Source organism: Bariatricus sp. SGI.161, assembly GCF_050313695.1.
In the GTDB taxonomy this organism is placed as follows: domain Bacteria; phylum Bacillota; class Clostridia; order Lachnospirales; family Lachnospiraceae; genus JAFBIX01.
This window is the reverse complement of the sequence record NZ_JBNPLX010000003.1, coordinates 1-26,733: the sequence shown is the minus strand read 5'-3', so window position 1 is coordinate 26,733 and position 26,733 is coordinate 1. Positions and strand designations below refer to the sequence as shown.

At 41.6% G+C, this 26,733-nt stretch carries 14 protein-coding genes and 1 pseudogene; all 15 read left to right on the top strand.

The annotated features are described in order from the left end of the window. Window positions 1–53: 53 nt before the first annotated feature. Complete coding sequence (locus ACQRBH_RS02560) at window positions 54–6,350, top strand: SpaA isopeptide-forming pilin-related protein (RefSeq protein WP_238066013.1); 6,297 nt, start codon at window positions 54–56, stop codon at window positions 6,348–6,350. Between the two features lie 72 nt (window positions 6,351–6,422). Beyond that, a complete protein-coding gene (locus tag ACQRBH_RS02555) occupies window positions 6,423–6,563 on the top strand; it encodes a hypothetical protein (protein WP_164651566.1) in 141 nt (46 codons plus the stop codon). A 6-nt stretch (window positions 6,564–6,569) separates the two neighbouring features. Then, complete coding sequence (locus ACQRBH_RS02550) at window positions 6,570–7,670, top strand: DUF5688 family protein (protein ID WP_427760821.1); 1,101 nt, start codon at window positions 6,570–6,572, stop codon at window positions 7,668–7,670. A 73-nt stretch (window positions 7,671–7,743) separates the two neighbouring features. Next, complete coding sequence (locus tag ACQRBH_RS02545; RefSeq protein ID WP_026648905.1) at window positions 7,744–8,052, top strand: hypothetical protein; 309 nt, start codon at window positions 7,744–7,746, stop codon at window positions 8,050–8,052. Window positions 8,053–8,055: 3 nt separating this feature from the next. Then, on the top strand, window positions 8,056–9,621 hold the full coding sequence (locus tag ACQRBH_RS02540) for a hypothetical protein (protein WP_427760820.1): 1,566 nt from the start codon (window positions 8,056–8,058) through the stop codon (window positions 9,619–9,621). Window positions 9,622–10,216: 595 nt separating this feature from the next. After that, window positions 10,217–15,304: pseudogene (locus ACQRBH_RS02535) on the top strand (DEAD/DEAH box helicase family protein); the annotation flags it as partial. 81 nt (window positions 15,305–15,385) lie between these two features. Next, complete coding sequence (locus tag ACQRBH_RS02530; RefSeq protein ID WP_028086450.1) at window positions 15,386–18,136, top strand: YodL domain-containing protein; 2,751 nt, start codon at window positions 15,386–15,388, stop codon at window positions 18,134–18,136. 300 nt (window positions 18,137–18,436) lie between these two features. Further along, the gene (locus ACQRBH_RS02525) at window positions 18,437–18,652 is read left to right on the top strand and encodes a helix-turn-helix domain-containing protein (RefSeq protein WP_028086451.1); all 216 of its coding nucleotides are present in this window, start codon (window positions 18,437–18,439) and stop codon (window positions 18,650–18,652) included. A gap of 24 nt (window positions 18,653–18,676) precedes the next feature. Continuing rightward, window positions 18,677–19,369: a type I restriction-modification system subunit M gene (locus ACQRBH_RS02520; RefSeq protein ID WP_044924460.1), complete on the top strand. Its 693-nt coding sequence runs from the start codon at window positions 18,677–18,679 to the stop codon at window positions 19,367–19,369. Then, window positions 19,360–20,280: a DEAD/DEAH box helicase family protein gene (locus tag ACQRBH_RS02515; RefSeq protein ID WP_028086452.1), complete on the top strand. Its 921-nt coding sequence runs from the start codon at window positions 19,360–19,362 to the stop codon at window positions 20,278–20,280. The genes ACQRBH_RS02520 and ACQRBH_RS02515 overlap by 10 nt, the downstream gene beginning before the upstream one ends. Window positions 20,281–20,319: 39 nt before the next feature. Then, window positions 20,320–20,556, top strand: coding sequence for a hypothetical protein (locus tag ACQRBH_RS02510; RefSeq protein WP_028086453.1), 237 nt, complete (start codon window positions 20,320–20,322; stop codon window positions 20,554–20,556). A gap of 12 nt (window positions 20,557–20,568) precedes the next feature. Continuing rightward, window positions 20,569–21,771 carry a DUF6361 family protein gene (locus ACQRBH_RS02505; RefSeq protein ID WP_427760819.1) on the top strand — a complete coding sequence of 401 codons (1,203 nt, stop codon included), beginning with the start codon at window positions 20,569–20,571 and terminating at the stop codon, window positions 21,769–21,771. After that, window positions 21,764–23,611 (top strand): phospholipase D family protein, encoded by a 1,848-nt coding sequence (locus ACQRBH_RS02500; RefSeq protein ID WP_073106981.1) that lies wholly within the window; start codon window positions 21,764–21,766, stop codon window positions 23,609–23,611. The genes ACQRBH_RS02505 and ACQRBH_RS02500 overlap by 8 nt, the downstream gene beginning before the upstream one ends. Window positions 23,612–23,623: 12 nt before the next feature. Next, window positions 23,624–26,545, top strand: coding sequence for a hypothetical protein (locus tag ACQRBH_RS02495; protein ID WP_427760818.1), 2,922 nt, complete (start codon window positions 23,624–23,626; stop codon window positions 26,543–26,545). Next, window positions 26,526–26,733: TnpV protein (locus ACQRBH_RS02490; RefSeq protein ID WP_211840254.1), on the top strand; the 208-nt coding region annotated here is incomplete at its 3' end. The genes ACQRBH_RS02495 and ACQRBH_RS02490, both read left to right, overlap by 20 nt.

The following is a 26,733-nucleotide window of genomic DNA, read 5'->3' as shown; positions in this document are numbered from 1 at the left end:
CAGTCTAAGGACTGTCTGTTTTAATACAAATATATGAAAGAGAGGACCTTAGCATGAAGAAAAAAGGTAATTTTAGAAAAGTAGTATCTGGCTTGCTGGCAGGCATGACAATGCTTAGTACAGTGCTGTCTCCGATGACGGCATATGCAGCGGAGATCCAGCCAGAGGAAAAACCTCCACTTTATGAGGAAGTGAAAGACCTTCTGGATGAAGATGAGGTGGTGACTGCCAAAGATTATGAAATTGAAACAGGCAGTGTATTTGATGTGAAATCAGATTACACGGGACTGGAAATCAAGGATGATAACAAGGTCAAAGTCACATTTGAGGAAGCAAAGAATGACAAGGATGAGGATTTTACGACAGATCATGCGGACACTTACAAAGCGGTCTATTATGTGGAACCGGTAAATCAAGAGCATCCGAAGTACCAGATCAGCCGAAAACTGATTGTGCGTGAGAAAGCAACAGAAGCTCAGACTGAAACTGCAGGGAGTGAAGCAGTGACCGAATCAGAAACCGCTGGCAGTGAACAGCAGACAGAGGAAGCGGAGGATTCAGAAGCAGACTCGGAGATTACCGATATTGACGCTGATGAATTTGATGATTTAGTAGAGCAGGCACAGAATCAGGATACCTATGATGAAGAATCAGGGTTAGAGCTTCATGATGTTTTGGAACAGGCAGGAGACGAAGGTGTGGATCTTGATGCTATGGAAGAGGGAGAGATTGCAACATTTGAAGCAGTTTCAGCTTATTCAGCAAGAAGTACACAGCAGGTAACAATTGAAAAAGGACCACTGTATAGATATGCAGATTATAATCTTGGAACCTATCTGACAGAGCCGTACTATATCAGCTACGGAAACGTCAGAGCAATTGCGTATTGTGTACAGCCAGCTAAGCCAGGACCTGGATCTGGAAATTATATAATTACAAAGATTGGAGACAATCAGGCGTTAGCAAAAGTGTGTTATTACGGCACAGATGCCGCAGGGAGCGAAAGCTTTTTTGCGAATAAACACACGGATTTTTCAGAAGGAAAAAGATTCATCATCATTCACATGGCTGCATCATATGCCAACGGAAGCAGTGATGCATTTTACGGAACCAATGCTACAGGAGAGGCTTTGGCAAAAGAACTCTATAATTATTGTGTGAATAAGCCGGAAATACCAGATGTAGCGATGTCATTTTCAAAGCCGGATGTAAAAGCTTATGTAGATAGAAATGTTCAGAGAACGGAGAACATTAAGTTCAACGCATCTTCCCAGCAGAAAATCACAATGGACTTACCAAAAGGAGTAAAGCTCCATAATGTATCTACTGGAACCGTAAGTGCGGCAGGTGCAAGCGTAACAATTGGAGGAGGAACCACGTTTTATCTCTCAGCTCCTCTGACACAGACAAGAGATGTAAGTGATACTTTTTCTGCAAAAATGAAGGGAAGTATTACAAAAGATTATTCAGCATATAAATTGACTACGAATGCAAGTGTTCAGGATCTGGCATTTGTATTTGGAGAAGGTGTTGCTGATGAAAAATATGTAAGCTTAAAGGTGTCATGGATTGAACAGGCTACGATCGAAATCGTAAAGAAAGACGATACAGCGAATGTCAATCTTGCAGGTGCAGTATTTGGCGTTTACAGCGATGAGGCTTGTACAAAGCTGATCACTCAGATGCCTGCAACAGATAAGAATGGAAAATCCTCTGTTACGATTATCAAGACACAGGATACCGTTTATCTGAAAGAAATCACAGCACCACAGGGATATGTAGTAAATGCAACGGCAACAAATGTAAAACTGGTAGCAAGTAAGACCTCAGCTGTAACCGTGGAAAATAAGGAGCAGCTTGCAGAGCTTACTGTTTATAAAGAAGGTCAGGTGCTTACCGGAGCAGAAGTCAGTGAGAGTGGAACCGTATTCCATTATGAGAACCGCAGACAAAAAAATGCTGTTTACAACGTGTATGCCGGAGCAGATATTGTGACTGCGTATGGTACAAAAGTGTACAGCAAAGGTGATCTGGTGAAAGAAAATCTGACAACAGGTGAGAATGGCTCTGTTACCCTGAAGAATCTCCATCTAGGAACTTATGTGGTAAAAGAAGCAAAAGCACCGGACAACTTCTATAATGGCGGCGAAGAAAAGACAGTGACGCTGACTTATGCCGGACAGAATAAAGAAGTTGTATTTGCGGATGTCACCTTCAACAATGAGCGTCAGAAAGCAGAAGTCACTGTAGTAAAACAGGATAAAGATACAAAGAAACCGCTGGAAGGTGGTATTTTCGCCCTGTATGCGGCAGACGATATCAAAAATGCAGATGGTGTAGTTGTTGTAAAGAAAGGCACCCTGATTGAGAAAGCCACTACCGGTGAGGATGGAAAGGCAAAATTCACAGCAGATCTGCCTATCAATCATTCCTATTCCGTAAAAGAAGACCAGGCACCAGAAGGCTATGTAAGAAATACAGAAGACGTGTATACGTTCAAGTTCTCTTACACCAATGATAAAGAAGCAACCGTATCTTTCGCCCATACCTTCAGCAATGACCGTGTGACAGCAAAAATCAATTTATTCAAAGTTGATAAAGAAACAGGAAAAGCCGTTCCGCAGGGCGATGCAACACTGAAAGGTGCAGTCTACGGATTATATGCCCGTGAAGATATCGTGCATCCGGATGGAGCAACCGGTGTGATTTATAAAGCAGGGGAACAGGTGGCTTCTCTTACAACGGATGAAAAAGGACAGGCTTCTGTAGATGGCTTATATCTTGGCAAATATTACGTCAAGGAGATCACACCACCGACCGGATACCTGGCAGATACAGAAGAACATGATCTTGAATGTAGTTATGAAGGTGATATGACTGCAGAAGTAAAAAGAGAATGCATTTCCAGTGAACAGGTGATCAAGCAGCCGTTCCAGATTATCAAAGCAGCCAACAATGGAAAGACCGATGCAGATCTGTTATCCGGAGCCGGATTTACAGTTTATCTGAAATCTTCCCTTACAAAGAAAGCAGATGGAAGCTATGATTTTGATTCTGCTAAACCAGTAGTGAGTGGAGAAAACGGAGCTACTGAGATTTTTACAGATGAAAAAGGTTATGCCTGCAGTATTCCATTACCATTTGGAAGCTATATTGTCCGTGAAACAACAACACCACACAATTACAAGCCAGTCGATGATTTTGAAGTGAATATCACAGAGAACCATCCGAATGAGCCACAGATCTGGCGTGTGCTTCTGGACAAAGAGTTCAAGGCAAAATTGAAAATTGTGAAAAAAGACGATGAAACAAAGAAATCCGTCCTGATTGCAGGAACAGAATTTAAGGTATATGACCTGGATAACAAAAAATATGTGGAGCAGGTAACTACTTATCCTGTGACAACCACACACAAGTCCTATTTTACAGACAGTCAGGGTTATCTGATCATGCCAAAGAACCTGAAAATCGGACATTACCGGATTGAGGAAGTCAACGCACCGGAAGGGTACACAATCAACAAGAATTATATGGAGATTGCTGTTGATGCAAACACTGCTTATCAGATGGATTCAGAAAGCGGCGATGCCATTATCACAGTTGATTACGAGAATCATCCGGTAAAAGGAAAGCTGACGATCTATAAAAAAGGTGAGATGCTGAGTGGATTCAAAAAGGATTTTGTTTATGAAGAAAAATATCTGAAAGGTGCAGAGTTTAACGTCTATGCAGCGGAAAATATCTACACACCGGATTATCAGAAAGATGAAAATGGAAACAGACAGCTGATTTATGCAAAAGATGCTCTGGTAACAACGGTAACGACCGGGGAAGACGGAAAAGCAGTTGCAGATAACCTGCCGCTTGGTTCTTACTTTGTGGTAGAAAAAACAGCACCGGAAGGATTTGTTCTGAACCATGACAGATCGGATGTAGCATTTGTCTATGCAGATCAGGATACACCTGTGATCGAACAGGAAGTGACTGTTGGTGATGACAGACAGAAAGTTGCAATCCAGGTAGAAAAACAGGATGCAGAAAACGGAGCAACGGTAGAAGGTGCAGTCTTTGGCATTTATAACAAAGATGATATCAAAGCAGAAGGCAAAGTCATTGTCAACGCTGATACCCTGTTACAGGAAATGACTTCTGATAAAGATGGAATTGCTTCCTGTACGCTGGATCTGCCACTCGGACAGTATTATGTAAAAGAGTTAAAGGCACCGGCAGGATTCGTTTCTTCCGATGAAGTTCTGAATCTGGATGCTTCTTATCAGGGACAGGACGTGAAGACAGTAAAACTGAAAACAGTGAAGAAGAATCAGCCGACAACGGTTGAAATTACAAAATCAGATGTGACAACAGGTGTGGAACTGGATGGAGCAAAACTCACCGTTCTTGATAGAGAGGGGAATGTCGTAGATCAGTGGACTTCTGTAAAAGACCAGCCACATGTGATTAAACGACTGACCGTTGGGGAGGAATATACCCTTCGTGAAGAAATCGCACCGTATGGATATCTGAAAGCAACGGATGTGAAGTTCACACTGGAAGATACCGCAGAGATTCAGAAGGTAGAAATGAAAGATGAAGTGCCGACAGGACTTTTAATCATCAACAAAAATGGAGAATTTTTGGATAAAGTGACACTTCTGGACAATGTAAAAGGCACTGTGGAGCATCTCTTCGAATATGTAACCGGAAGCCTTACAGATGTGACTTTCGATGTATTTGCTGCGGAAGATATCAAAGCGGCAGATGGTGTCAGCAAAGATTATTACAAAGCAGATGAAAAAGTAGGAACTATTACTACAGATTCCAATGGTATTGCACAGATGGATAATCTCCCGGCAGGCAAATACTATGTGAAAGAAGTTAAAACTGCCCATGGCTATGTATTGGATGGAGAACCGAGATATGTTGATCTTTCCTACCGTGATCAGGACACACCGGTAATCACTTATGATGAAAAATGGCAGAATACCCGTCAGAAAGTAAAGGTTACTGTTCTGAAGAAAGAAAAAGATACAGACCGTGTTCTTGCAGGCGGCGTCTTCGGCCTTTATACCAGTGAAGATATCAAAAATGTAAACGGAGATGTGTTGCTTGAGAAAGATTCCCTCATCGAGCAGAAAGCAACCGATGAGAAAGGACAGATCACTTTTGCGGCAGATCTTCCAGTAGATGGAAAATATTATGTAAAAGAGAACAGTGCACCGGACGGATTTGTGACAACGGAAGAAGTGCAGGAGTTTACCTTTGAATATGCCGGAGAAGATCAGGCAGAAGTAAGCTATGATTTTACGTTTGAAAATCAGCCGACCACAGTGGAACTGACAAAAACAGACCTGACCACAGGCAAAGAACTTCCAGGTGCACACCTGAAAGTGACGGATGCAGATGGAAATGTTGTGGATGAATGGACTTCTACAGAAGAATCTCATGTGATCAAAGAACTTGTTGTAGGTAATGAGTATACCATGACGGAAACAAAACCGGCAGACGGATATGTTACTGCAGAGAGCATTACCTTTACGGTTGAGAATACAGCTGAGATTCAGAAGCATGAGATGAAAGATGATGTGACCAAGGTTCAGATCAGCAAGACAGATATCACAGGAGATACAGAGATTCCTGGTGCAAAAATAACGATTCTTGATAAGGACGATCAGGTAGTAGAGAGCTGGACTTCCACAGAGGAGGCACACTATATTGAAAAACTGCCAATTGGTAGATACACCTTACGAGAGGAACAGGCACCAAAAGGATATCTTCTGACATCGGATGTGACATTTGAGGTGAAGGATACTGGAGAAATCCAGAAAGTGGTTATGAAAGATGATACTGCCAAGGGAAAAGTCATTCTCAATAAGACAGATAAATCATCTGGGGAACCGCTGAAAGGAGTAGAATTTGAATTCCGTGACAGCAAAGGAAAGGTCCTGGAAACCTTAAAAACAGATGCTGCCGGTCATGCCGAGAGTAAGCTGTATGAGATTGCCGCATTCAAGAACGGCAAATATGATACAGCAATCAAGTATTATCTGGTGGAGACAAAAACACTGGATGGATACACACTGGATCAGACCAAGCATGAAGTGACATTTGCCTACGCAGACGACAGTACGCCGGTTGTAGAAGTTACTTCCAATCTGACAAATGAGAAACCGGAAGTTCCGGAAACACCAAGCACACCAGATGTGCCGCAGTCCCATGAAGAGACGAAGGTATCAGATGCACCGAAGACAGGAGATAACACAAATATCTGGCTGCCGATTCTGCTTCTGCTTATCTCTACCGGAGGCATGGCAGGACTTTATATCAGCAGAAAGAAAATCAGAAAACAGTAATCCTCAGTAAAGGGGGCCCTGAATCAGGGCTCCCTTTAAAATACAAAAATTCACAGAAAGGGACAGAAAAATATGATGAAAACAATGGAAAAGAGACAGGAAGCAAGAAAGAACCAGGAGAGAACTTTAAAAAGAATGATGGCTTATCAGAAAAAAGCCGAGCAGATGGTCAGCAGGAAAAGAATGAACCATCACATGATCAGAAAGGGGTAAAAGCGTATGATGAACAGAAAAGAATTTTATGAATATGTCAAAGATAATGTAAAAGACTATTTGCCGGATTCATATCAGAATGGAGAAATCCGTATTGAAGAAGTTGCAAAAAATAATGGATTAAGGTTGACTGGCATTTCAATTCCACAGGGTGATCAAAGAGCTGTGCCGATGGTATATCTGGATTCTCTTTATATGGAATATGTCAATGGAAAAAATCTGGATTCCTGTGTGGGTGATGTGGCAGATATGCGTATTGAAGTGCAGGACAAAGCGGCATTTATCAATATGGGTCTTCCGGATATTTTGGATTATGAAAAAATGAAGGACAAATTACAGGTGAGAATCTGTGACCGGGAATGGAATGAAGAACGCCTGGCTGATAAAGTTGTTACCGAACATGGAGATTTTGCAGCATATTACGCAGTGAATGTGGAAGAAAACGAGGGAGGAATTGGTAGTATTCCGGTTACTGTCAATCTTATGAATGAATGGGGTGTGACAGCAGAACAAATCCAGGCAGATGCAGTGGCGGCAGACAGAAATCGTGGTGTTGTTTTGATGGACATGAATGAAATGATAAAATCCATGATTTTTGGTGAAGAAGCAGAAAATCTTTTGAATGAAAAACTGAATGTTGAAGCAATGGAAAATCCAATGTTCTGTCTTTCAAATGCACAAAAAATGAATGGTGCATCACTGTTACTGCAGGAAGATATTCGTAAGCAGATCGGTGAATGCCTGGGAAGTGATTATTTTGTTCTTCCCTCTTCAATTCATGAGGTGCTGATTCTTCCTGATAACGGAATGTTTGAAGTACCGGAATTAAATGCCATGGTACAGGAAGTCAATGAGACGCAGGTAGAGAGGCAGGAACAGCTTTCGGATAAGGTTCAGTTCTGTGATGGAAAGACAGCAGTTATGGAAAATGCCGAACGCAGGGAAGCACGTCTGGAGAAAGAAAAAGCAGCAGAAAAAGCAACTGGGAGAACAGAAGCAAAAGGTGGAATCCATGAAAAACTGGAGAAAGCCAAGGCGGAGATCAAAGCAAAAGGGACAGATACAATCCCAAAGAATAGGGCGAAAGACCTTGCCTCAGTATTATAACGAGAAATAACGATGATTTTGAGGGGACTGTGTGAGCAGTCCCTAATTTTATGAAGATGGAGGAGAAAAGAATATGGACTGGTGTTTATATGGTGATGATAAAAGAAAGGAAATGGATAGAGATTTAAAACCGGAATATCTTTTGGATGACTTACGGAGATATCAGGATGTATTTGGTGAAGAATTTGGTGTAAAAGAGCTTCTTATGCTGGAGGATATCCGGGTAAAGGCTATGATTGCCGGAGCACTTGCAGATATGCCGGAATTTCTTATTGATCAGATTGGAAAAGCAAGTAACAGTAGTAATTTTCCTTCTATGACAAGGGCAATGGAACGGATTGCCGATGTTGTAGAAGAAAAGTGGGAAGAAGAAAGGGAGTAACAGATGGCAAATAAATTATATGCAATGGAACTTCTGACGGAGGAAGTGGCAAAGGATGTTGCTGCCAATCCGCAGGAATGGATGCGGTTTCTAAATACTGCATCCAGGCTGTACCGGTACACTTTTCCGGAACAGCTCTTGATCTATGCACAGCGTCCGGGAGCAACAGCCGTGGCATCCATGGAAATCTGGAACCAGAAGATGTACCGATGGATTAAAAAGGGTTCTAAAGGAATTGCCCTGATAGATAACACATCCGGACCAAAAACGAAACTCCGATATGTTTTTGATGTGCAGGATACTTATAAGGTAAAAAATCTGGGCAGAGATCCGCAGTTATGGAATCTTAATCCAGAAGGAGAACAACTGGTGGCAGATTATCTGCAGGAGCGGCTGGCACTGGAAGCAACAGAGGGAGGATTAGCAGAGGTTCTTCACCAGGCGGCAGAAGAAAGTGTGCAGGCCTGGTTGCCGGATGCTTTCGACGAACTGCAAATGGATGTAGCCGGCACTTTTCTGGAAGATCTGGATGAACAGAATCAGAAAGTGGAGTTCCGGGAACTGATGACAAACAGTGTCTGGTATGTGTTACTGAACCGATGCGGACTGGATGTGCAGGAATATCTTGATGCAGAGGATTTTCGTCATATTACAGATTTTAACCAGTTAAAGGTTATTGGACACCTTGGAAGTTCTGTGAATGAGATCAGCAGACCGGTATTGATGCAGATTGGACGATATGTGTTGAATGACTTGGAAAAAGATCTGAAAACGGTTGCAAAAGAAAAAGAAGTAGCTTATAATGAATTTAACACGTTAATTCGTGAAAGCAAAACAAGGAACACAGAAGATAGAGGAGAAAATAAGGAGGAAACAGAGCATGAGAGAGATCACTTACAGCCAGAATGGAGAGTACCAGATTCCGGATATCAGTCTGGAGGAGACGAGAGGAACGATCGGGAAGTACGGATTGATGAGGAAAGAGTATCTGAGAAACCACAAAGTAGCCAGATTCAACATTCTGACCTTACAGAACCGTCTGGACAGTCATCTGATGGAAATCGACAGCCAGGCAAGGCAGAGAGTAGACAACCTGATGTCAGAACTTCTGGAGAAAAACCCGGCACCGGACAAAATGGCAGACGGGATGGCATGGACCAGACACATGAACCAGATCAAAGCACAGGCAGAGGAACTGGTAATTCAGGAGATTATTTACAATTAAGTCTGTTCCCGACAGAAGAGGAACAGTTAGGAGAAATAAGGAAAGCGGTAGCTGCATTAGAACAGCCAGCCGCTTTTCTTATTTCTGATGAAGTAGTAGATGATATTCTCCGCACGGGAAGTGGACAGAAAAATACACTGTTTCATATTACGGCAAGACTGATTGAAGGTCTGGATAATGAAGAAATGCAGAACTTCCTGAAGGAGGAATATGAAACAGGTGGAAAAGGATTTACCATAGATGGACAGAAAATCAGTATCTGGTATGACAATGATGGTATCCGTATCCGACGGGGAGATTCCGCCAGGATATGTATGAGGATAGAAGTTACGTGGATAATCTGATTTCCAATAACGCCATTGAACAGGAGCAGGAAGAAATGACCAATCTTACCGGGAGGAGCAGCAATCATATTCGGATTGGCAGGATGTCGTGCGGGAAGCTTGGACAGATTCAGCGGAAGCAGATGCAATTGCCCATCGCTTTGAATGGCTGCAGAAAGATATGGATGAGAATCCAGAAGATTATCGCAGGTGGGAGATTCAGCATAATCCGGAATATTTCCAGCGTTTTCAGGATCTCCAGAGGGAGCGTTCCTGGGTAGACCAGAAATTTACGGTCGAACGTCCGGCCCTTTCCTTTATCACACAGGATGAGATAGATGCAGTCCTTAGAAGAGGCGGGATCACTGCCGGAGGACGGAATCGGATCTATGAGTATTTCATGGAACATCACGATATAAAGGATGCAGCTGAGTTTCTGAAAAATGAGTATGGTACAGGTGGAGCAGCACCTGGGATACCGGGAGCGTATGAATCCGATGCTTCCCATGATGCGAAAGGATTAAAACTTGCGAAAGGGAAGATTGGCAGTCCAGATGTAGAAGTTCTATTAAAGTGGAATAAGGTTGCAGAACGTGTCCGTCAGCTGATTCGCACCGATGATTTCTTATCACCGGAAGAACTGGAAAAGTATGAAGAACGGCAGGAAGCACAGAGACAGGCGGATCTGGAAGGAGCTCAGCAGGCTTTGGAAGTGGAGCAGGAAGGCTCTGATCAGCAGGAAATACGAGAGGAAAATCAGGAACCGTCGGAGGTTGAGACACAACCGGAAGCAGTAGAAGATGCAGAAAAAAAGGAAGATATAACACCAGAACAGTCTGATATTCCAGCAACAAACTTCCATATCACAGATGATGAACTGGGACAGGGAACACCAAAGGAAAAGTTCCGTGCTAATATCATGGCAATCCAGCTTTTAAAGAAATGCGAGGAAGAAAACCGCAATGCCACACCAGACGAACAGGAGATTTTATCCCGATATGTAGGCTGGGGAGGTCTTGCTGATGCTTTCGATGAAACAAAATCCGCATGGGAGACGGAATATCTGGAATTAAAGACAGTCCTTACACCGGAAGAATATGCAGCAGCCAGAGCTTCTACCTTAAATGCCCATTACACACAGCCAATCGTGATTGAAAGTATGTATCAGGCGTTGGAAAATCTGGGATTTACAAAAGGAAATATCCTGGAGCCATCCATGGGTGTTGGTAACTTCTTTGGAATGCTTCCTGAGAAGCTGAACCAGTCAAAACTCTATGGTGTGGAACTGGACAGTATCAGCGGTAGAATTGCAAAACTGCTTTACCCAGATGCCAATATCCAGATTAAAGGTTTTGAGAAGACAGATTATCCGAATGATTTCTTCGATGTGGCAATCGGAAATGTGCCATTTGGAGCTTATAAAGTGAATGACAGGCAATATGACCGCTATAATTTTATGATTCACGATTATTTTCTGGCAAAGACAATCGACCAGTTGCGTCCGGGTGGTGTGGCAGCTTTGATCACAACAAAAGGAACCATGGATAAAGCATCACCGGAAGTCCGAAAGTATCTGGCAGAACGTGCCGATCTCCTTGGAGCCATCCGCCTGCCGAACACAGCATTCAAAGCAAATGCAGGAACGGAAGTCAGTGCAGATATTTTATTCTTCCAGAAGCGTGACAGCATGACAAAAGAGATGCCGGAGTGGGTGAATCTTGGAAGTGATGCCAATGGAATTACGGTCAATCAGTATTTTGCAGACCATCCGGAAATGATTCTGGGTGAGATGAAAGAGGTATCCGGTCCGTATGGTATGGAAACAACCTGTATGCCGATAGAAGGTGCTGATCTTGAAGTCCAGCTTGCAGAAGCTGTCAGGAATATTCATGGAAATATGGCACCTGCAGTTGATGTGGATGCAGAACTGGATGATGTACCAGAGAGTATCCCGGCAGATCCGAATGTTCGTAATTACAGTTATGCGGTTGTAGATGATCAGGTATATTACCGTGTTAACTCTCTGATGAATCAGGTAAAGATGCCTGCCGCTACTGCAGAACGTGTAAAAGGTATGGTGGAGATCCGAGACACGGTGCGTGAACTGATTGCCATGCAGATGGAAGAATCCGTAACAGATGAAGAAATTCACAAACAGCAGGAGAAATTGAATCAAGTATATGATGCTTACACAGCAAAGTATGGAGTCATCGGAAGTAATGCAAACAAGCGGGCGTTTTCTGATGACGCTTCTTATTGTCTGTTGTGTTCTCTGGAAGACCTGAACGAAGATGGAACATTGAAGCGAAAAGCAGACATGTTTACGAAACGAACCATCAAAAAGGCAGTGGCGGTAACCAGTGTGGAAACTGCGACAGAAGCCTTAGCATTATCATTGAATGAAAGAGCAAAGGTGGATCTGTCCTATATGGCACAGCTGACAGGAAAGACAGAAGAAAAAATCACGGAGGAACTGGTTGGAGTTATATTTAAGAACCCACTGACAGACCAGTGGGAGAGTGGAGATGAGTATTTATCTGGAAATGTCAGGGAGAAGTTAAACACAGCAAGAACCTTTGCAGAGAATCACCCGGAATTCACACCGAATGTCCGTGCATTGGAAGCAGTTCAGCCAAGAGAACTGGAAGCATCTGAAATCGAAGTAAGGATTGGGGCAACCTGGATTGAACCATCGGATTATCAGGACTTTATGAGGGAACTGCTTCATACTCCGTGGTATCTTGCACAGAAGGAGATACAGGTAAAATATTCTGAGGTGAATGGTGAGTGGCGGATTACCGGGAAAAATGCAGACAGTCCAAGAAATGCGTTTGCCTATGCAACGTATGGAACCGAGAGGGCAAATGCTTACCGGATTCTGGAAGATACACTGAATCTGAAAGATGTTCGTATCTATGATAAGAGTGTCAATGAAAATGGGGATGAGATTCGTGTCCTCAATAAAAAAGAAACTATGCTGGCATCACAGAAACAGGATGCCATGAAAGCAGCATTTAAGGATTGGATTTTCAAAGATCAACAGAGACGTGAAAGACTGGTAAGAGTTTATAATGAACGGTTTAACAGTATCCGTCCCCGTGAATACGATGGCAGTCATCTGACTTTCCCAGGAATGAACCCGGAAATTGAACTTCGCCCACATCAGAAAAATGCTGTCGCACATCAGCTTTACGGGGATAATGTGCTTCTGGCTCATGTAGTAGGAGCTGGGAAGACCTACGAGATGGTAGCGGCTGCAATGGAGAGCAAACGTCTGGGATTATCACAAAAGAATCTATTTGTCGTGCCGAACCATCTGACAGAGCAGTGGGGAGCCGAGTTCCTGCAGTTATATCCGGGAGCCAATATCCTGGTGGCAACCAAGAAAGATTTTGAACCGGCGAACCGGAAAAAGTTCTGTGCCAGAATCGCTATGGGAAACTATGATGCGATTATCATCGGTCATTCCCAGTTTGAGCGTATCCCAATCTCTGATGAGAGGCAGGAAGCCATGCTGCGGAAGCAGATTGACGATCTGGAAATCGCAATCCAGAGTGCAAGATATGAGCAGGATGGCGGCCGCTATACGGTAAAGCAGATTGAAAAGACCAGAAAAACGCTGATGACAAGACTGGAGAAGCTGAATCAGAAAGAGAAAAAGGATAATGTAGTTACCTTTGAAGAACTGGGAGTGGATCATCTGTATGTAGACGAGGCACACAGTTATAAAAATGCGTTCCTTTATACAAAAATGAGAAATGTAGCCGGAATTGCCCAGAACGAAGCACAGAAATCAGCAGATATGTTTAATAAATGTCAGTATCTGGATGAGATTACCGGTGGAAAAGGCATTACCTTTGCAACGGGCACACCGATCAGCAACAGCATGACGGAACTTTATGTCATGCAGAGATATCTGCAGAACAGCAAATTACAGAATATGGGCTTGGGATTATTTGATTCCTGGGCATCCACGTTTGGAGAGGTTGTGACCAGCATTGAACTTGCACCGGAAGGAACCGGATACCGAGCAAAATCCAGATTCGCCAGATTCTATAATATCCCGGAACTGATGAATATGTTCAAGGAGATTGCAGATATCAAGACTTCGGATCAGTTGAATCTTCCAGTACCGGAAGCAGAATACGAAACTGTAGTATTGAAACCAACAGAACAGCAGAAAGAAATCGTAGCAAGCCTAGGAGAGCGTGCGGAAGTGGTAAGAAACGGTGGCGTAGATGCTAGTGTAGACAATATGCTGAAAATTACCAATGACGGAAGAAAACTGGCACTGGATCAGCGATTGGTCAATGAACTATTGCCAGACGATCCGGGCAGTAAAGTGTCGGTCTGTGCAGAAAAAAGCTATGAAATCTGGAAAGATACAGTTGTACAGAAATCGGCGCAGATCATTTTTTGTGACTTGAGCACACCGAAAGGCGATGGCAGTTTCAATGTTTACGATGACTTGAAACAGAAGCTGATGGCGAAAGGTGTACCGGAAAAAGAAATTGCATTCATTCATGATGCAAATACCGAAGCAAAGAAGACGGAGCTGTTTGGAAAAGTAAAATCTGGGCAGGTTCGTTTTTTGATTGGTTCAACAGCAAAGATGGGTGCCGGTACCAACGTGCAGGATCGTCTGATTGCTCTGCATCATCTGGATATTGGCTGGAAACCGTCTGATCTGGAGCAGAGGGAAGGACGTATCATCCGGCAGGGAAATCACAATAAAAAGGTTCATATCTTTCGGTATGTGACAGAATCCACCTTCGACAGCTACATGTGGCAGTTGATCGAAAATAAACAGAAGTTCATCTCCCAGATTATGACGAGCAAAGCACCGGTCAGAAGCTGCGAAGATGTGGACGAAGCGGCACTGTCCTATGCAGAGGTTAAGGCACTGGCAACTGGAAATCCGGCAGTAAAAGAAAAGATGGCACTGGACGTGGATGTGGCAAAACTGAAACTTTTAAAAGCCAATCACATGAATAACCAGTACCGTCTGGAAGATGATATTGCAAGAAATTTTCCACAGCAGATTGCAAAATTGACCGAGACTATTGATAGCTACAAAGCGGATATTGCCCATTATCAGGAGCATAAAATCACAGATCCAGAACAGTTTTCCATGGAGATCAGCGGCAAAGTATTTACAGAAAAGAAAGAAGCAGGAGCGGCACTACTGGCAGTCTGCAAGGACATGAAAGCAGTCGATGCAGCAATGGATATCGGAAACTATCAGGGATTCAACATGAGAATCCAGTTCGACAGCTGGAGTAAGGAGTTTATCCTGTCTGTGAAGCATGAATCGGTATCGAAAGTTCATCTGGGAGCAGATGCCCTGGGAAATATCACCCGTATCAATAATCTTCTGGAAAGCTATCCGGAGAAACTGGCAGAAGCGGAGCAACGATTGGAAACGGTACAGGAGCAGCTTACAAATGCCAAAGAGGAAGTTGGAAAGCCATTCACAAAAGAAGAGGAACTGAACCAGAAACTGGAGCGACTGTCAGAACTAAATGCCCTTCTTAATATGGATGAACGGGAAGACACAGAAGCAGAGCAGTCAGAATCGAAAGAGAAAGAAGAACGACCGGCACGTGGTTCTATCCATGAGAAATTGCAGATTTATAAAGAAAAAAGCCAGCGGGAAAGCGAGAATGGCAGGGAAGATAGAAAAAGGGACTTCGGTCTGGAATAAGAAAACAGGAAAGATGGCATAATTTGGTAGAAAGAATGTTCTGCCGGTTATGCCACTTTTGGGAATACAGGAGGAACTTATATGGCGAGAAACATGATAACAGGAATAGAAACGCAGAAAATGCAGGAATATACACAGGAACAAATAGACCGTGCAGAACACATGGGAATAGCAATTCCAGCGGACGTAAAAGAACAGATTTTTGAATATGCAAATCTGGTTGGCGAAGAAGAGAAAGTAAGGACGCTGGTAAGAAATCTGGCAGATGCAGTCAATCGGTCAGATGAAGATAGAGTAGAGGAACTTCTGGATGATGCCCAAATGGATATTCAGGACTTACCAGATCCAACCATAGGCAAGCTGGAACTTCGGGATTATGGATATACAGCAGAGGATATGGTGCCGCTTAGAAAAGCAGCAGCCCTGGATTATCACAGAATGGGTTCTAAAATCTATTGCCTGGGTAGTGATGGCAGCAAGGGAGAGTATGCAAGTAAAGAAATGATACAGGCACATGAAGGGCTGTTTGGCATGGAATCACAGATGTGGGAACGGATAAGGGATCAGGATCTGGATTATGCAGATGAAGATTTTGGAGCATTTCAGGAGCCGATGAATGTGATTGGACAGGAAGAAGCTCTGAAATTATATGATGCCGGAGCAGATATCTATCTGATTACCAATTTTTCATCACCAATCTATGTTACAGAGCGAATGGAGATTGAACGAGGTCCGGAGCATTATCAGATGTCTACAGAAGAACTGGAACGATTCCGCAATTTGGAATGGGAGATGCAGAAATATCCGCAGATTCAGTCTTTGAAAGAGGCAAATCTGCTATTAGGGACAAGACGAACATTCGGTATTTATCAAATAAGAGATGGTTTGCCAGGTGAAAACTATGCGTTTATGAATATGAGCTTCATTGAAAGTCACGGGATGCAGATTAAAAAAGAAGACTATGAACTGGTCTATGTGGGAGAATTATTTGGAAATATGTCGCTAGATGATATATTTGAACGATTCAACATCGACAGACCAGAAGACTTTCGAGGACATTCCCTGTCTGTCAGTGATATCGTAGTTCTGAATGAGGGGGGAAAGGTAACCGCTCATTTTGTAGACAGTATCAGTTTTGAACAGCTAGATTCTTTCCTGAATCTGGAAGAACAGGTTCTTAGTGAACTGGCATATGAGGTAGGAGAACGTTACTTTGCTATTCAGAGAACAGAAGGAGGATATGATTATTCCTTTTACGATGAAGATTTCCGCCTGATGGATGGTGGCGTCTATGAAAATGGTGAAATTTCTATTGAAGAAGCGGCAGAGGAACTTTTGGAAGACGAAGGATGGACTGGAGAACGCATCCGTGGGGATTATGATCAGTTGATGGAAAAGGTAGAAGAAATGGATGAGGTTGTAATGGCAGAGATTCAGAAAAGCCAGGGCGAATATAAGCCATTGGCAAAGGTAGAAGAACTGGAAGAGGCAAATTATAACATGATTGATAATGTCCTCAATAATATGCCACCGAAGAAAGAACCGTATCTGGAATACTTTGCCGCAGAATGTGATGAGTTCCATGATATGGGAGCTTATGAAAAAAGTACCGATGTTAATCAGATTGCTGCGGTTTATGAAAAATATAGGGAGAATCCTGAGAATGCCTATCGAGTATGCAGTATGGGGATTATCTATCGTGATCCGGAAGACAGTTACTATGATGATGCTGAATTTGCAATCGTAAAAGGAAATACAGTACTTGGAAATCTGATGGACGATGTTCGATTTTATGGAGAACTTGCACTGATACGGGAAGGGATTGAGAAAATTCATGATGCATTGCCGGACTATAAGTATGTACCAATGCGGGATGTTCGGGAAGCAATGTATCCAGAGAAGATGACCACAGAACAGTTGGCAGAGGCATTGGATGAGATTGCAGAAGCTTTTGATCCGTATGAGTATCGAGATAATGTGGAGACGGGAGAAAATACGGTACAAGAGGTGATGTTGGATTTGCAGAGTGGCAATACACATTCTTATATTTCTTATCTGAAGGATATTGTAGACGAAGAATGTGACCAGTCTGTGCGTGCAGGTGTATTGATTGAAAGACTGAAAGTCTATGAGCCGGAGTTTCCAAAGAATCTGGAACCAATGGTGTATGTAAACTATTGTGAAGAAAGTGCTCTCATGAATCCAAGATGTCAGAAGTTATCCGAGCTGGATGCAAAAACAGCAGAAATGGATAAAGAATGGTATGCAAAACGTGATTCGAAGACAGAGGAACCTACAAAAATCACAAAGATATATGTGACTGTATATTATGCGGAAAAAGGTGAACAGATGCTGCATCATTTCAAGAAGTCAATAGATATTGGAAATGGACATGGCGGTATTGTGAGTCAGTTGAAGTATGATAATGAAATGAAGCTTACAGATGAGTATTGGATCAATTACCAGAAAGGTAAAGGAAGTGAAGAGTTCCAAAAATATATGGAAGATCTGACAGACATGCAGAATCATGTGCTTCCGTATCTGCAGAGCTTTTGCAATCTGGAAGAAAAAGGTGTGAAAGAGAGACGAGAACAGCAGATAACGGAAAGAAATGAAGGAAGAGCAGATGAGCGGGGAACAAGTACCGAAGCGAATGCAGTGGTCAAGGATGCAGGAAAAGCAGATAGGAAACAGGTACAACAGAAGCAGGCGGTAGTTGGAAAAGATAAGAAATTATCCATTCATGAACGGCTTGAGATTAATAAGAGGATTATTCAAGAAAAGCAGGGAAAAGATAAGCCGGAGAGAGGGGCTGATCGGGGTGTGAGATAAGTATAATATTATAATTCTAATGAAGGATGTAGGGAGTCAATCCCTGCATCCTTTTTTAATGCGTAAATATGGATTGAACGTTATAATGAAAGCAGATTGGAGATGTTTTTCTTCTAACCACATCAATTAGGAAAAGAGTATCTGTAGCAGATAAATTCAAAAGGTTTGTGAATAAATTAAAAAAGATATTCAATATTTGAAAAAAGATATGTGATATTTGTAAATGCGAATTGTACAAGGAGTTTTTTGTGTGATAAAATAATTTTGATATTGATTGCACATTAAACGGAGGAAAAGAGGATGGCAATTAGTTATAATGGATTATGGAAACAGTTAATTGACCACGGAATGAAAAAAGGAGATTTGTGTGCCAAGACTGGTCTTAGCTCCAGTACAATAGCAAAGATGACAAACTGCGAGTCGGTGAAACTATCTGTTTTGGAAAAAATCTGCAAAGAGTTGGATTGTAACTTTGGAGATTTGATTGACTATGTACCAGATAACAAAGAAAAGTAAATTACCTTATGGAGGAAAATGTAAATGGCTACGAGAAGTGCAAAAATAGATCAGAAAGCAGACCTAATATGGGCAATAGCAGATAAGCTTACCGGTGTATATAAACCACATGAATATGGAGATGTTATATTACCACTTACAGTAATCAGACGTTTTGACTGTATTCTCTCAGATACGAAGGATGCGGTATTACAGAAATACGATGAAGTAAAGAATCTTCCAATGAAAGATATTTTACTTCGTAAGGCTTCAAAAAAGGATTTTTACAATACAAGTAAATATACATTTGAAAGACTTATGGATGATCCTGACCACATTGAGGAGAATTTTAGAGAGTATCTGAATAAATTTTCAGCAAATGTGCGGGATATTCTGGAAAAATTTAAGTTTGATGGACACATCACAACGATGGCAAATAAGGGGATTCTGTATATTGTTTTAAAGGAATATACAACAGACAGAGGAAATCTTCATCCGAATGAAATCTCTAACCTTGAAATGGGATATATTTTTGAAGAAATTATAAGAAGATTCTCTGAGTCTCATAATGAAGATGCAGGACAGCATTACACTCCAAGAGAAGTTATCCAACTTATGGTTAATATTCTCTTCTATGATGATAATGACATCCTTTCTGGCAATAATGTGGCAAAGACGATTTATGATCCTGCCTGTGGAACCGGAGGTATGCTTTCTGTAGCAGAGGAATGGAATTGAAATGTCAGTTTACAGGACAGGATACAACAAATGCGATTAATCAGTATAAGTTTGATCGTGCCGGTAAGGATGCGATTTTTGCCTTTAAGGAAAGGGTATTGGTACATTTCGCTGTAGACCTTACCAATGTTTATATGACTACAAGACTTGAGGGCGCACACACTTATTTCCTGCCATTTAATCAGGGAAGTAATGGCGCCGGAAAAGTAGGTGGCAAAGGTAATCCGGTAAATCCAAATGGATATGATACAGCTTATCTTTGGGAAAGAGTACTCTGCAAAGACAGTCTGATGGAAATTTTACAGAAATATATGCACTTGCAGCAGGAGTACGATAAAAATGGAAATCTTGTGAAAGAGACTATGATTTTCCCAAGGTATCATCAGCTTGATGTTGTTACAAAGCTGTTGGAAGATGTAAAAAAGAATGGTTCAGGTAAGAGTTATCTGATCCAGCATAGTGCAGGCTCAGGAAAGTCCAATTCGATTGCATGGCTGGCACACAGACTTACCGGACTCCATGATTATGAAGACAATAAGATTTTCCAGTCAGTAATCATCGTTACTGACAGACGAGTGTTGGACAGTCAGTTACAGTCTACAGTATATCAGTTTGACCATGTGGAAGGTGTGGTTAAGAAAGTAGATAAAAATTCGGGACAGCTTAGAGATGCAATCAATGATGGTGTAGGCATTATTATTACTACATTACAGAAATTCCCGGTAATCTATAAAGAAGTGGATTCTGCAAAAAAAAGATTTGCGATTATTATTGATGAGGCACATTCTTCGCAGACCGGAGATGCAGCGAAAAAGTTAAAAAGAGCATTAGCTGATACTGAAGAAATTCTGAAAGAGTATGCCGAGATGGAAGATCAGCTGGTGATCTTGGAAAGCTTCAGGGACAGTTAAGACCAGAGCTACGCAAAGAACAATGACAGGGCAACATTTATGCTGTTATTTGAAAAGGATTTTCCGAATATGGCAGCAGACAGATATGAGCAGAATGACCAGTTTTTCAGAAAACTGTTTGATGATCCTGATATGATGAGGCAGGTAATGGAGACTGTAGGTTCTGTATTGTATGAGAGATTGAAGAAGAAATATATCTTTGATCCAAAGTCGGGAGTAATTGAAGAGGCGACACCGGAGACTTATGTGGAAGATACATATTTGACGAAGAAATAAGGAAGTGAAAACATGCAGTTAGGATGGATAGATTTTTCAAAAGAAGACAGGCAGAAGGCCTTGGATGTGATTAACCTTCTGAGTGAACAGGGAGCAGTCGATGAACTTGGAATAGGTATAGTTCGTGATGCTTTTGCCAATTATTTTTTCCCTGGGACATCTACCATCCAGACCAGGGCAAAATATTTCCTTATTGTTCCATATGTCTTGAGAGAGGCTGTTGATGGCAGATACGGCAAAGACGTGAATAGGATTCTTAGAGCAATTGATTCTGCTGAAAAAGATTGTGGTATTAGATTGTTGAATGCGGATCCAAAGGCAGAGGGAGTTATCGGAACTCGTGTATTGCCGAAAGGCTGGGTGGCTAGAAAGCCATCCGACATTTACTGGAATGGTATTCGCACCTATGGAATATTTTGTGATCATGGTTTATCTATTTCTGAATATGTTTCATTGGCAACGAAACTTCGAGAAGAGAAGAAGGTTAGCCGATTTGGAAATAGAAATGATGATGCAGAGGAAAATGATAAGGATGATTCTGATGCAGGAGATATCGGCAATATTAGATTCTGGAATCTTCCGATTTATCATGATGACTGGCGAGACAACCTTACAATAGAGTTGACGCAGGAGGAAGCATTCTATCTGGATAAGCAGATTCAGAAGTCAACGAAAGGGTCTCTTTTGGAATATGTGCTGAAAAATCATATTGATCTGAATGAATATGACGATTTTGCTTCTTTGACGGCTGAACTATCGGAAAAAGTAAGTGAAAGGCTGGCACATATGATGAACCTTGCCTGCGATTTTAATAATCTGGTGTATATGGCAAGAGTAAGATACAATGTCATGCTGTCAGAAGGCGAGAATACTTATGCAAATGATGAGTGGAGCAGGTTACTTCCGGATATCAGGCATAATGCAACAGTCGATCTGGATGCGGTCTTTGCAGAATTGCAGCTGATAAATCCAAGAGCAAAGAGCTTTCTATGCGGGATACAAGCAGCATTTATTACATTAGATATTGATATGGCTGATGAACTGATTCGCAAGAGGGAACGGAGCCTGAAAGGAGCAGCCAGAGCGAAGTTAAGCAGAACAAAGGAATTTGATCATTCAAAATGGGTAGGCGGTGGAATGCTCGATTACAGATTCTCGAATGCCAGAAGAATTGTGAATGACATCTATGCCGGGGAGGTGAGTGCTGATGTTTAGACCGGATTCAAACCGAGATAGAACGGATTACAGCGGTATTTTGATGCCTCCGGACGGATATAGATTGGACAGAGCAGTAGGCACTACATATTCACTTGACCTGGAAGCACTCACAGCTGTGGCGATATGTCTTGGATTATCTGAAGAAACAGATAGTAAGCTTATGCAAAATCCAATTGGTATGCTGAATGCATTGCAGAAGGTATCAGATAAAATCGTGCTGTTTTGTGAAGCAGGACAGATTAAAGTGCCAACAAAACCGACTGCACTATCTATTTTATTAGAGAAAATGGTAGTAGAGGTCGCACTGCCAAAAGATAGACAGCTTGGTCGATATCCGTCATTTCATCCGAAAACATGGGTATTAGCATATGTAAACGCTGATGGAGATAAAAAATATCGTTTTGTGGTAATGAGCAGAAATCTGACTTTTGACAGGAGCTGGGATATCAGCTTTGCAATGGATAGCAGTAAAAATGTCAGACAGAAGAAAAAGACTCAGCCTATCTGTGATTTTCTGGATTATCTTGTAATGAATGTGCATAATACCAGCAATAATGCCGGAAAGAAAAGAAACCTGATTCGTGGATTATGTGCAGACATTAAGGATGTATCCTTTTCACTTGATAGTAAAATATTTGGAGAGGATTTTGAAGTGCTTCCACTTGGTATTGGAAAAAATGCTTACCGGATGCAGGAGGATATCCTATTCTGCAAGGAAAGAGGAAATGCCAATTCGACATTTAATGAGCTTGTAGTGATGTCTCCGTTTTTATCAGAAAGTGTGATTGCAGATTTTAACCTGACAGACAGGGCATTGTCGGACTGTAAGAGAACACTTGTTACGAGACGTTCTGAGCTTGGAAAACTCAAAGCATCAGATGTAGATAATTTTACCATCTATGCATTAAAGGATGAGATTATAGATGGTGAGGAAGAAATTTCAGATGAACTCGCAGATAAAAAGAAACAGGATATTCATGCAAAAATCTATCTGAGAAGGAAATATTCAGATGTTGACCTGTATCTTGGTTCCATGAATGCTTCCTATTCTGCAATTAATAAAAATGTTGAAATGATGCTGTGGCTTGGTACAAAGAATATGTATCTGAATGGGGATAAATTCTTAGAGGATATATTCTGTGGACCGGTAGGAGATGCAAAGAATCCATTTGAGCAGGTTACAGTAGCGGATGCTGTTTTGGAAACAGAAAGTGACAATAGAAATCTGCTGGAGCAGAAAATTAAGGACTTGTGCCGAGTGAAAAGGCAGGCTGTAATTTCAGAAGATAATGAGAATGCTGGAAAGTACAAGATAGAGGTTGAGTTCAGTGGTATTGAATCTGATAGTGAGGTTACAGTATCACCATTTAATTCAAAGCAGGAGCAGACATTGTCAGAACATATAGAGTTTTCAGAGCTTGAGATCTTGCAGTTATCAGAGTTCTATGAGATTACTGCAAGATCAGGTGATGATACAATTCGCAGAATTATTATGATCCCTACAAGTGGTTTCCCGGATGACAGAGAAAGTGCTGCAGTAAACAGTGTGGTAAAAGATAGGGCATCATTTGTTGAGTACATAGCGTTTGTACTTGGTGATGATTATGTAGCATCTATGCTTGAAGGAAAGCAGATGGGAGAATCCGGCTTTTTTGCCAATTCGAGTGATGCAATGCCGGCACTCTATGAAAAGATGTTAAAGACATCTGTAGAAGGGCCGGAAAGAATAAAAGACATTGGATATGTGCTTAAGATGGTTACAGATAAGGATATTATACCGGATGAATTCCGTGAACTGTATGAGACTTTTTGTAATACTTTGAAAATCAGAAGATAACGAGGTGATGTCATGTCACAATTTAATATAGATGAAATTGAAAAGCGTACCCTTTCCGGTCTGAAGGATTTTCAAAGAGCGACTGTGGAGAGAGTGGATTATCTGTTCCGGCATAATCAGAATCGTGTGCTTGTAGCAGATGAAGTGGGTATGGGAAAAACTCTTATTGCCAGAGGAGCAATTGTAAAGACAGCAAGACTTAGAATCGAAGAGAAAGATGATCTGTTTAAGGTAATTTATATCTGCTCTAATCAGAACATAGCAAATCAGAATATCAGAAAACTTGATGTAACAGGAAAGAATGCCATCGGCTCAGTATCAGATACCAGACTGTCTATGCAGCATTTAAAGATTACTGAGCAGGAAAATGATCCGCAGATAAAGGAAGGTTTTATACAGCTTATCCCACTTACACCGGAAACATCTTTCCGCATGACCACCGGAGGTGGAAGTGTGCAGGAAAGAGCACTTATGTATGCCATTTTAAGGAGAATGCCGGACTTTAAAGGACATGTAACTTCTCTTGAAAAATTTATGATAATGGATGCTGTAAAAGCATGGGATGGATGGGCAAAATGGAACTTTGAAAATCGTGTGGCAGAATGCGAAAAGATGACGAAGGGTGTCTATCCACAAAATGTGATAGAAAAAATCCTTAATTATCAGGAGTATGAAAGTATAAGGGACATGCTGCTTAATCATTTGCATGAAAGAAGATACAATAAACAGCTTACATATTCCAATTACTATGTGATGAATAAGCTTCGTGTGATGTTTGCGAGAATCAGTGTATCTATGCTTGAGCCGGATCTGGTAATCATGGATGAGTTTCAGAGATTTAAGTTTCTTTTGTCATCCGATGACAGTGAGCTTGGTATTCTTGCACACAGTTTCCTTAGTGGACATGATACAAGGGTACTTCTGTTGTCGGCTACACCATATAAATTGTATTCTACCCTTGAAGAGATAGATGAAAATCAGCTTGATGAGCATTATGCAGAGTTTTTTCAGGTTATGAACTTTCTTTTTGATGATGAAGTCAAAGACATTAAATTTAAGGAAGTGTGGAAGAATTATTCCCATGCTCTAAGTGAGTTGAAGGCAGGGGACAGTGCAATTATCCGTATGAAGGAGCTGGCAGAAAATGCCATGTATCAGGGAGTCAGCAGGACAGAGCGTATATCTGTCATGGATTCCGGTGATTATACGGATGACAGCAGCGTGAAGCATCATTTGCAGATAGATGAAAATGACATAAACTCCTATATACAGATGTCACGATTGTTGTCAAAAACGGATTCAAATCATTCTTTACCGGTAGATTATGCAAAGAGCTGTCCGTATCTTATGTCCTTTATGAAGAAATATAAGATTAAAGAGCAGATTGAAAAATATTATATAAAACATCCAGATGAATTTGGAAGTGAAAGAGAACAATGTCTCTTGTGGCTGAATCGCAATAAAATCAATAAATATGATGAACTGCCGAAAACCAATGCAAGGCTTGAGGCACTGAAAGAAAAAGCATTTACCGGCGGTGCAGAAAAATATCTGTGGATTCCTCCATCACTGCCATATTATGAGATGCAGGGAGCATATAAAAACAGCAAAGGCTTTTCAAAAATACTTGTATTTTCTGCATGGGAGATGGTTCCACGAATGATAGGTGCGCTTGTTTCCTATGAGGCGGAAAGACTTACAGTTGGAAAACTGGTACATCAGATAAAGAATCAGGATAAGAAGAATACGGGGTATTTTGCGGATGGTTCGAGACGATACCCGGTGGCAAGGCTCAGGTTTAATGTTTCAAATGGAAAAGTAAGAGGCATGAGCCTGTTTGCACTGCTTTATCCTTCAAAGACACTTTCTGATATGTATTTACCGATTGAGTCATTGAATAATCATGAATCATTAGAAGTAATAGAGAAATCTGTACGGCTGAAACTGAAAGAGAAGCTTGCGATAATCGAAGAAAAGTATGGTGATTCGGGTAACAATAAGGAAGATGCCAGGTGGTATTATCTTGCACCGATGCTCATGGATGGAGTCATCTATGCAAAGCATTGGATAGAGGATATTGTGTGGGAAATGAATACAGACGAAGAGGATACAACATCTGAGGTCAGAAGCAGTTCAAAGGATAAGAGAAATAAGGGCTTTATTGCTCATATTGATAAGCTAAGAAGTTATTTGGATGCCCCGGAGGAGATTCATCTTGGAAGAAAGCCGGAGGATCTTCTGGAAACATTGGTAAATATGGTACTGGGTTCGCCAGCAATATGCATTTATCGTTCTAATGGAAGAAGCACAGCCAGAGCAACATCGCTTGCAAAGGTATTTGTCAATAATTTCAATTTGCCGGAGTCAACAGCTATCATTGATCTTGCTTATGGCAGATGCAGGGATGATAATTCCCATTGGCAGAATGTACTTAAATACTGTAAAGATGGCTGTTTTCAGGCAATGATTGATGAATATATCCATATGCTGAAAGAAACAGCAGGTTTTCAGTCGGATGGAAATCAGTATCAGATTGTGCATGACATGATGATGGATTCATTGAAGATACATACAGCCACCTATATCGCTGATACTTATCCTGATTTCAAAAAACGTATTAACGGAGCTGACAGGAAGAGTGATGGATGTCGAATAAGGTCGAGTTATGCAGTTGGATTTACAAAGGATGCAGGAGATAATTCCAAGGTAGTCATGCGTAAAGAAAATATCAGAAATGCCTTTAACTCACCAATGCGTCCATTTGTGCTCGCTACAACATCAATCGGACAGGAAGGATTGGATTTTCATAATTATTGTCGTGTGATTATGCACTGGAATCTTCCAAGTAATCCCATAGATGTAGGACGGATTTTGCGGACATTCAAAATAAAAAAGAATGTGGAGGTAACAGACAATGGCAAAATCATTATTTGAGGAACTGGGCGGCAAATACGAAAGGCAAGGGGATTATTTGATACCGTGCTTAACTGTACCCGCCGAAGAAGAACAGGCAATAGGCATCTGGGGGCAACGGCATTTAGATTATCTAAAACAGTACCGTAAAGTTACATACACCAATCTTCTTACAAGCGGCAGGCTAAACGCCTACCTTGCCGACATCA

What these genes read in the sequence shown, in the direction of transcription:
- ACQRBH_RS02560 (WP_238066013.1), top strand. Translation starts at nt 54, where the DNA reads ATGAAGAAAAAAGGTAATTTTAGAAAAGTAGTATCTGGCTTGCTGGCA.
- ACQRBH_RS02555 (WP_164651566.1), top strand. Translation starts at nt 6,423, where the DNA reads ATGATGAAAACAATGGAAAAGAGACAGGAAGCAAGAAAGAACCAGGAG.
- ACQRBH_RS02550 (WP_427760821.1), top strand. Translation starts at nt 6,570, where the DNA reads ATGATGAACAGAAAAGAATTTTATGAATATGTCAAAGATAATGTAAAA.
- ACQRBH_RS02545 (WP_026648905.1), top strand. Translation starts at nt 7,744, where the DNA reads ATGGACTGGTGTTTATATGGTGATGATAAAAGAAAGGAAATGGATAGA.
- ACQRBH_RS02540 (WP_427760820.1), top strand. Translation starts at nt 8,056, where the DNA reads ATGGCAAATAAATTATATGCAATGGAACTTCTGACGGAGGAAGTGGCA.
- ACQRBH_RS02530 (WP_028086450.1), top strand. Translation starts at nt 15,386, where the DNA reads ATGGCGAGAAACATGATAACAGGAATAGAAACGCAGAAAATGCAGGAA.
- ACQRBH_RS02525 (WP_028086451.1), top strand. Translation starts at nt 18,437, where the DNA reads ATGGCAATTAGTTATAATGGATTATGGAAACAGTTAATTGACCACGGA.
- ACQRBH_RS02520 (WP_044924460.1), top strand. Translation starts at nt 18,677, where the DNA reads ATGGCTACGAGAAGTGCAAAAATAGATCAGAAAGCAGACCTAATATGG.
- ACQRBH_RS02515 (WP_028086452.1), top strand. Translation starts at nt 19,360, where the DNA reads ATGGAATTGAAATGTCAGTTTACAGGACAGGATACAACAAATGCGATT.
- ACQRBH_RS02510 (WP_028086453.1), top strand. Translation starts at nt 20,320, where the DNA reads ATGCTGTTATTTGAAAAGGATTTTCCGAATATGGCAGCAGACAGATAT.
- ACQRBH_RS02505 (WP_427760819.1), top strand. Translation starts at nt 20,569, where the DNA reads ATGCAGTTAGGATGGATAGATTTTTCAAAAGAAGACAGGCAGAAGGCC.
- ACQRBH_RS02500 (WP_073106981.1), top strand. Translation starts at nt 21,764, where the DNA reads ATGTTTAGACCGGATTCAAACCGAGATAGAACGGATTACAGCGGTATT.
- ACQRBH_RS02495 (WP_427760818.1), top strand. Translation starts at nt 23,624, where the DNA reads ATGTCACAATTTAATATAGATGAAATTGAAAAGCGTACCCTTTCCGGT.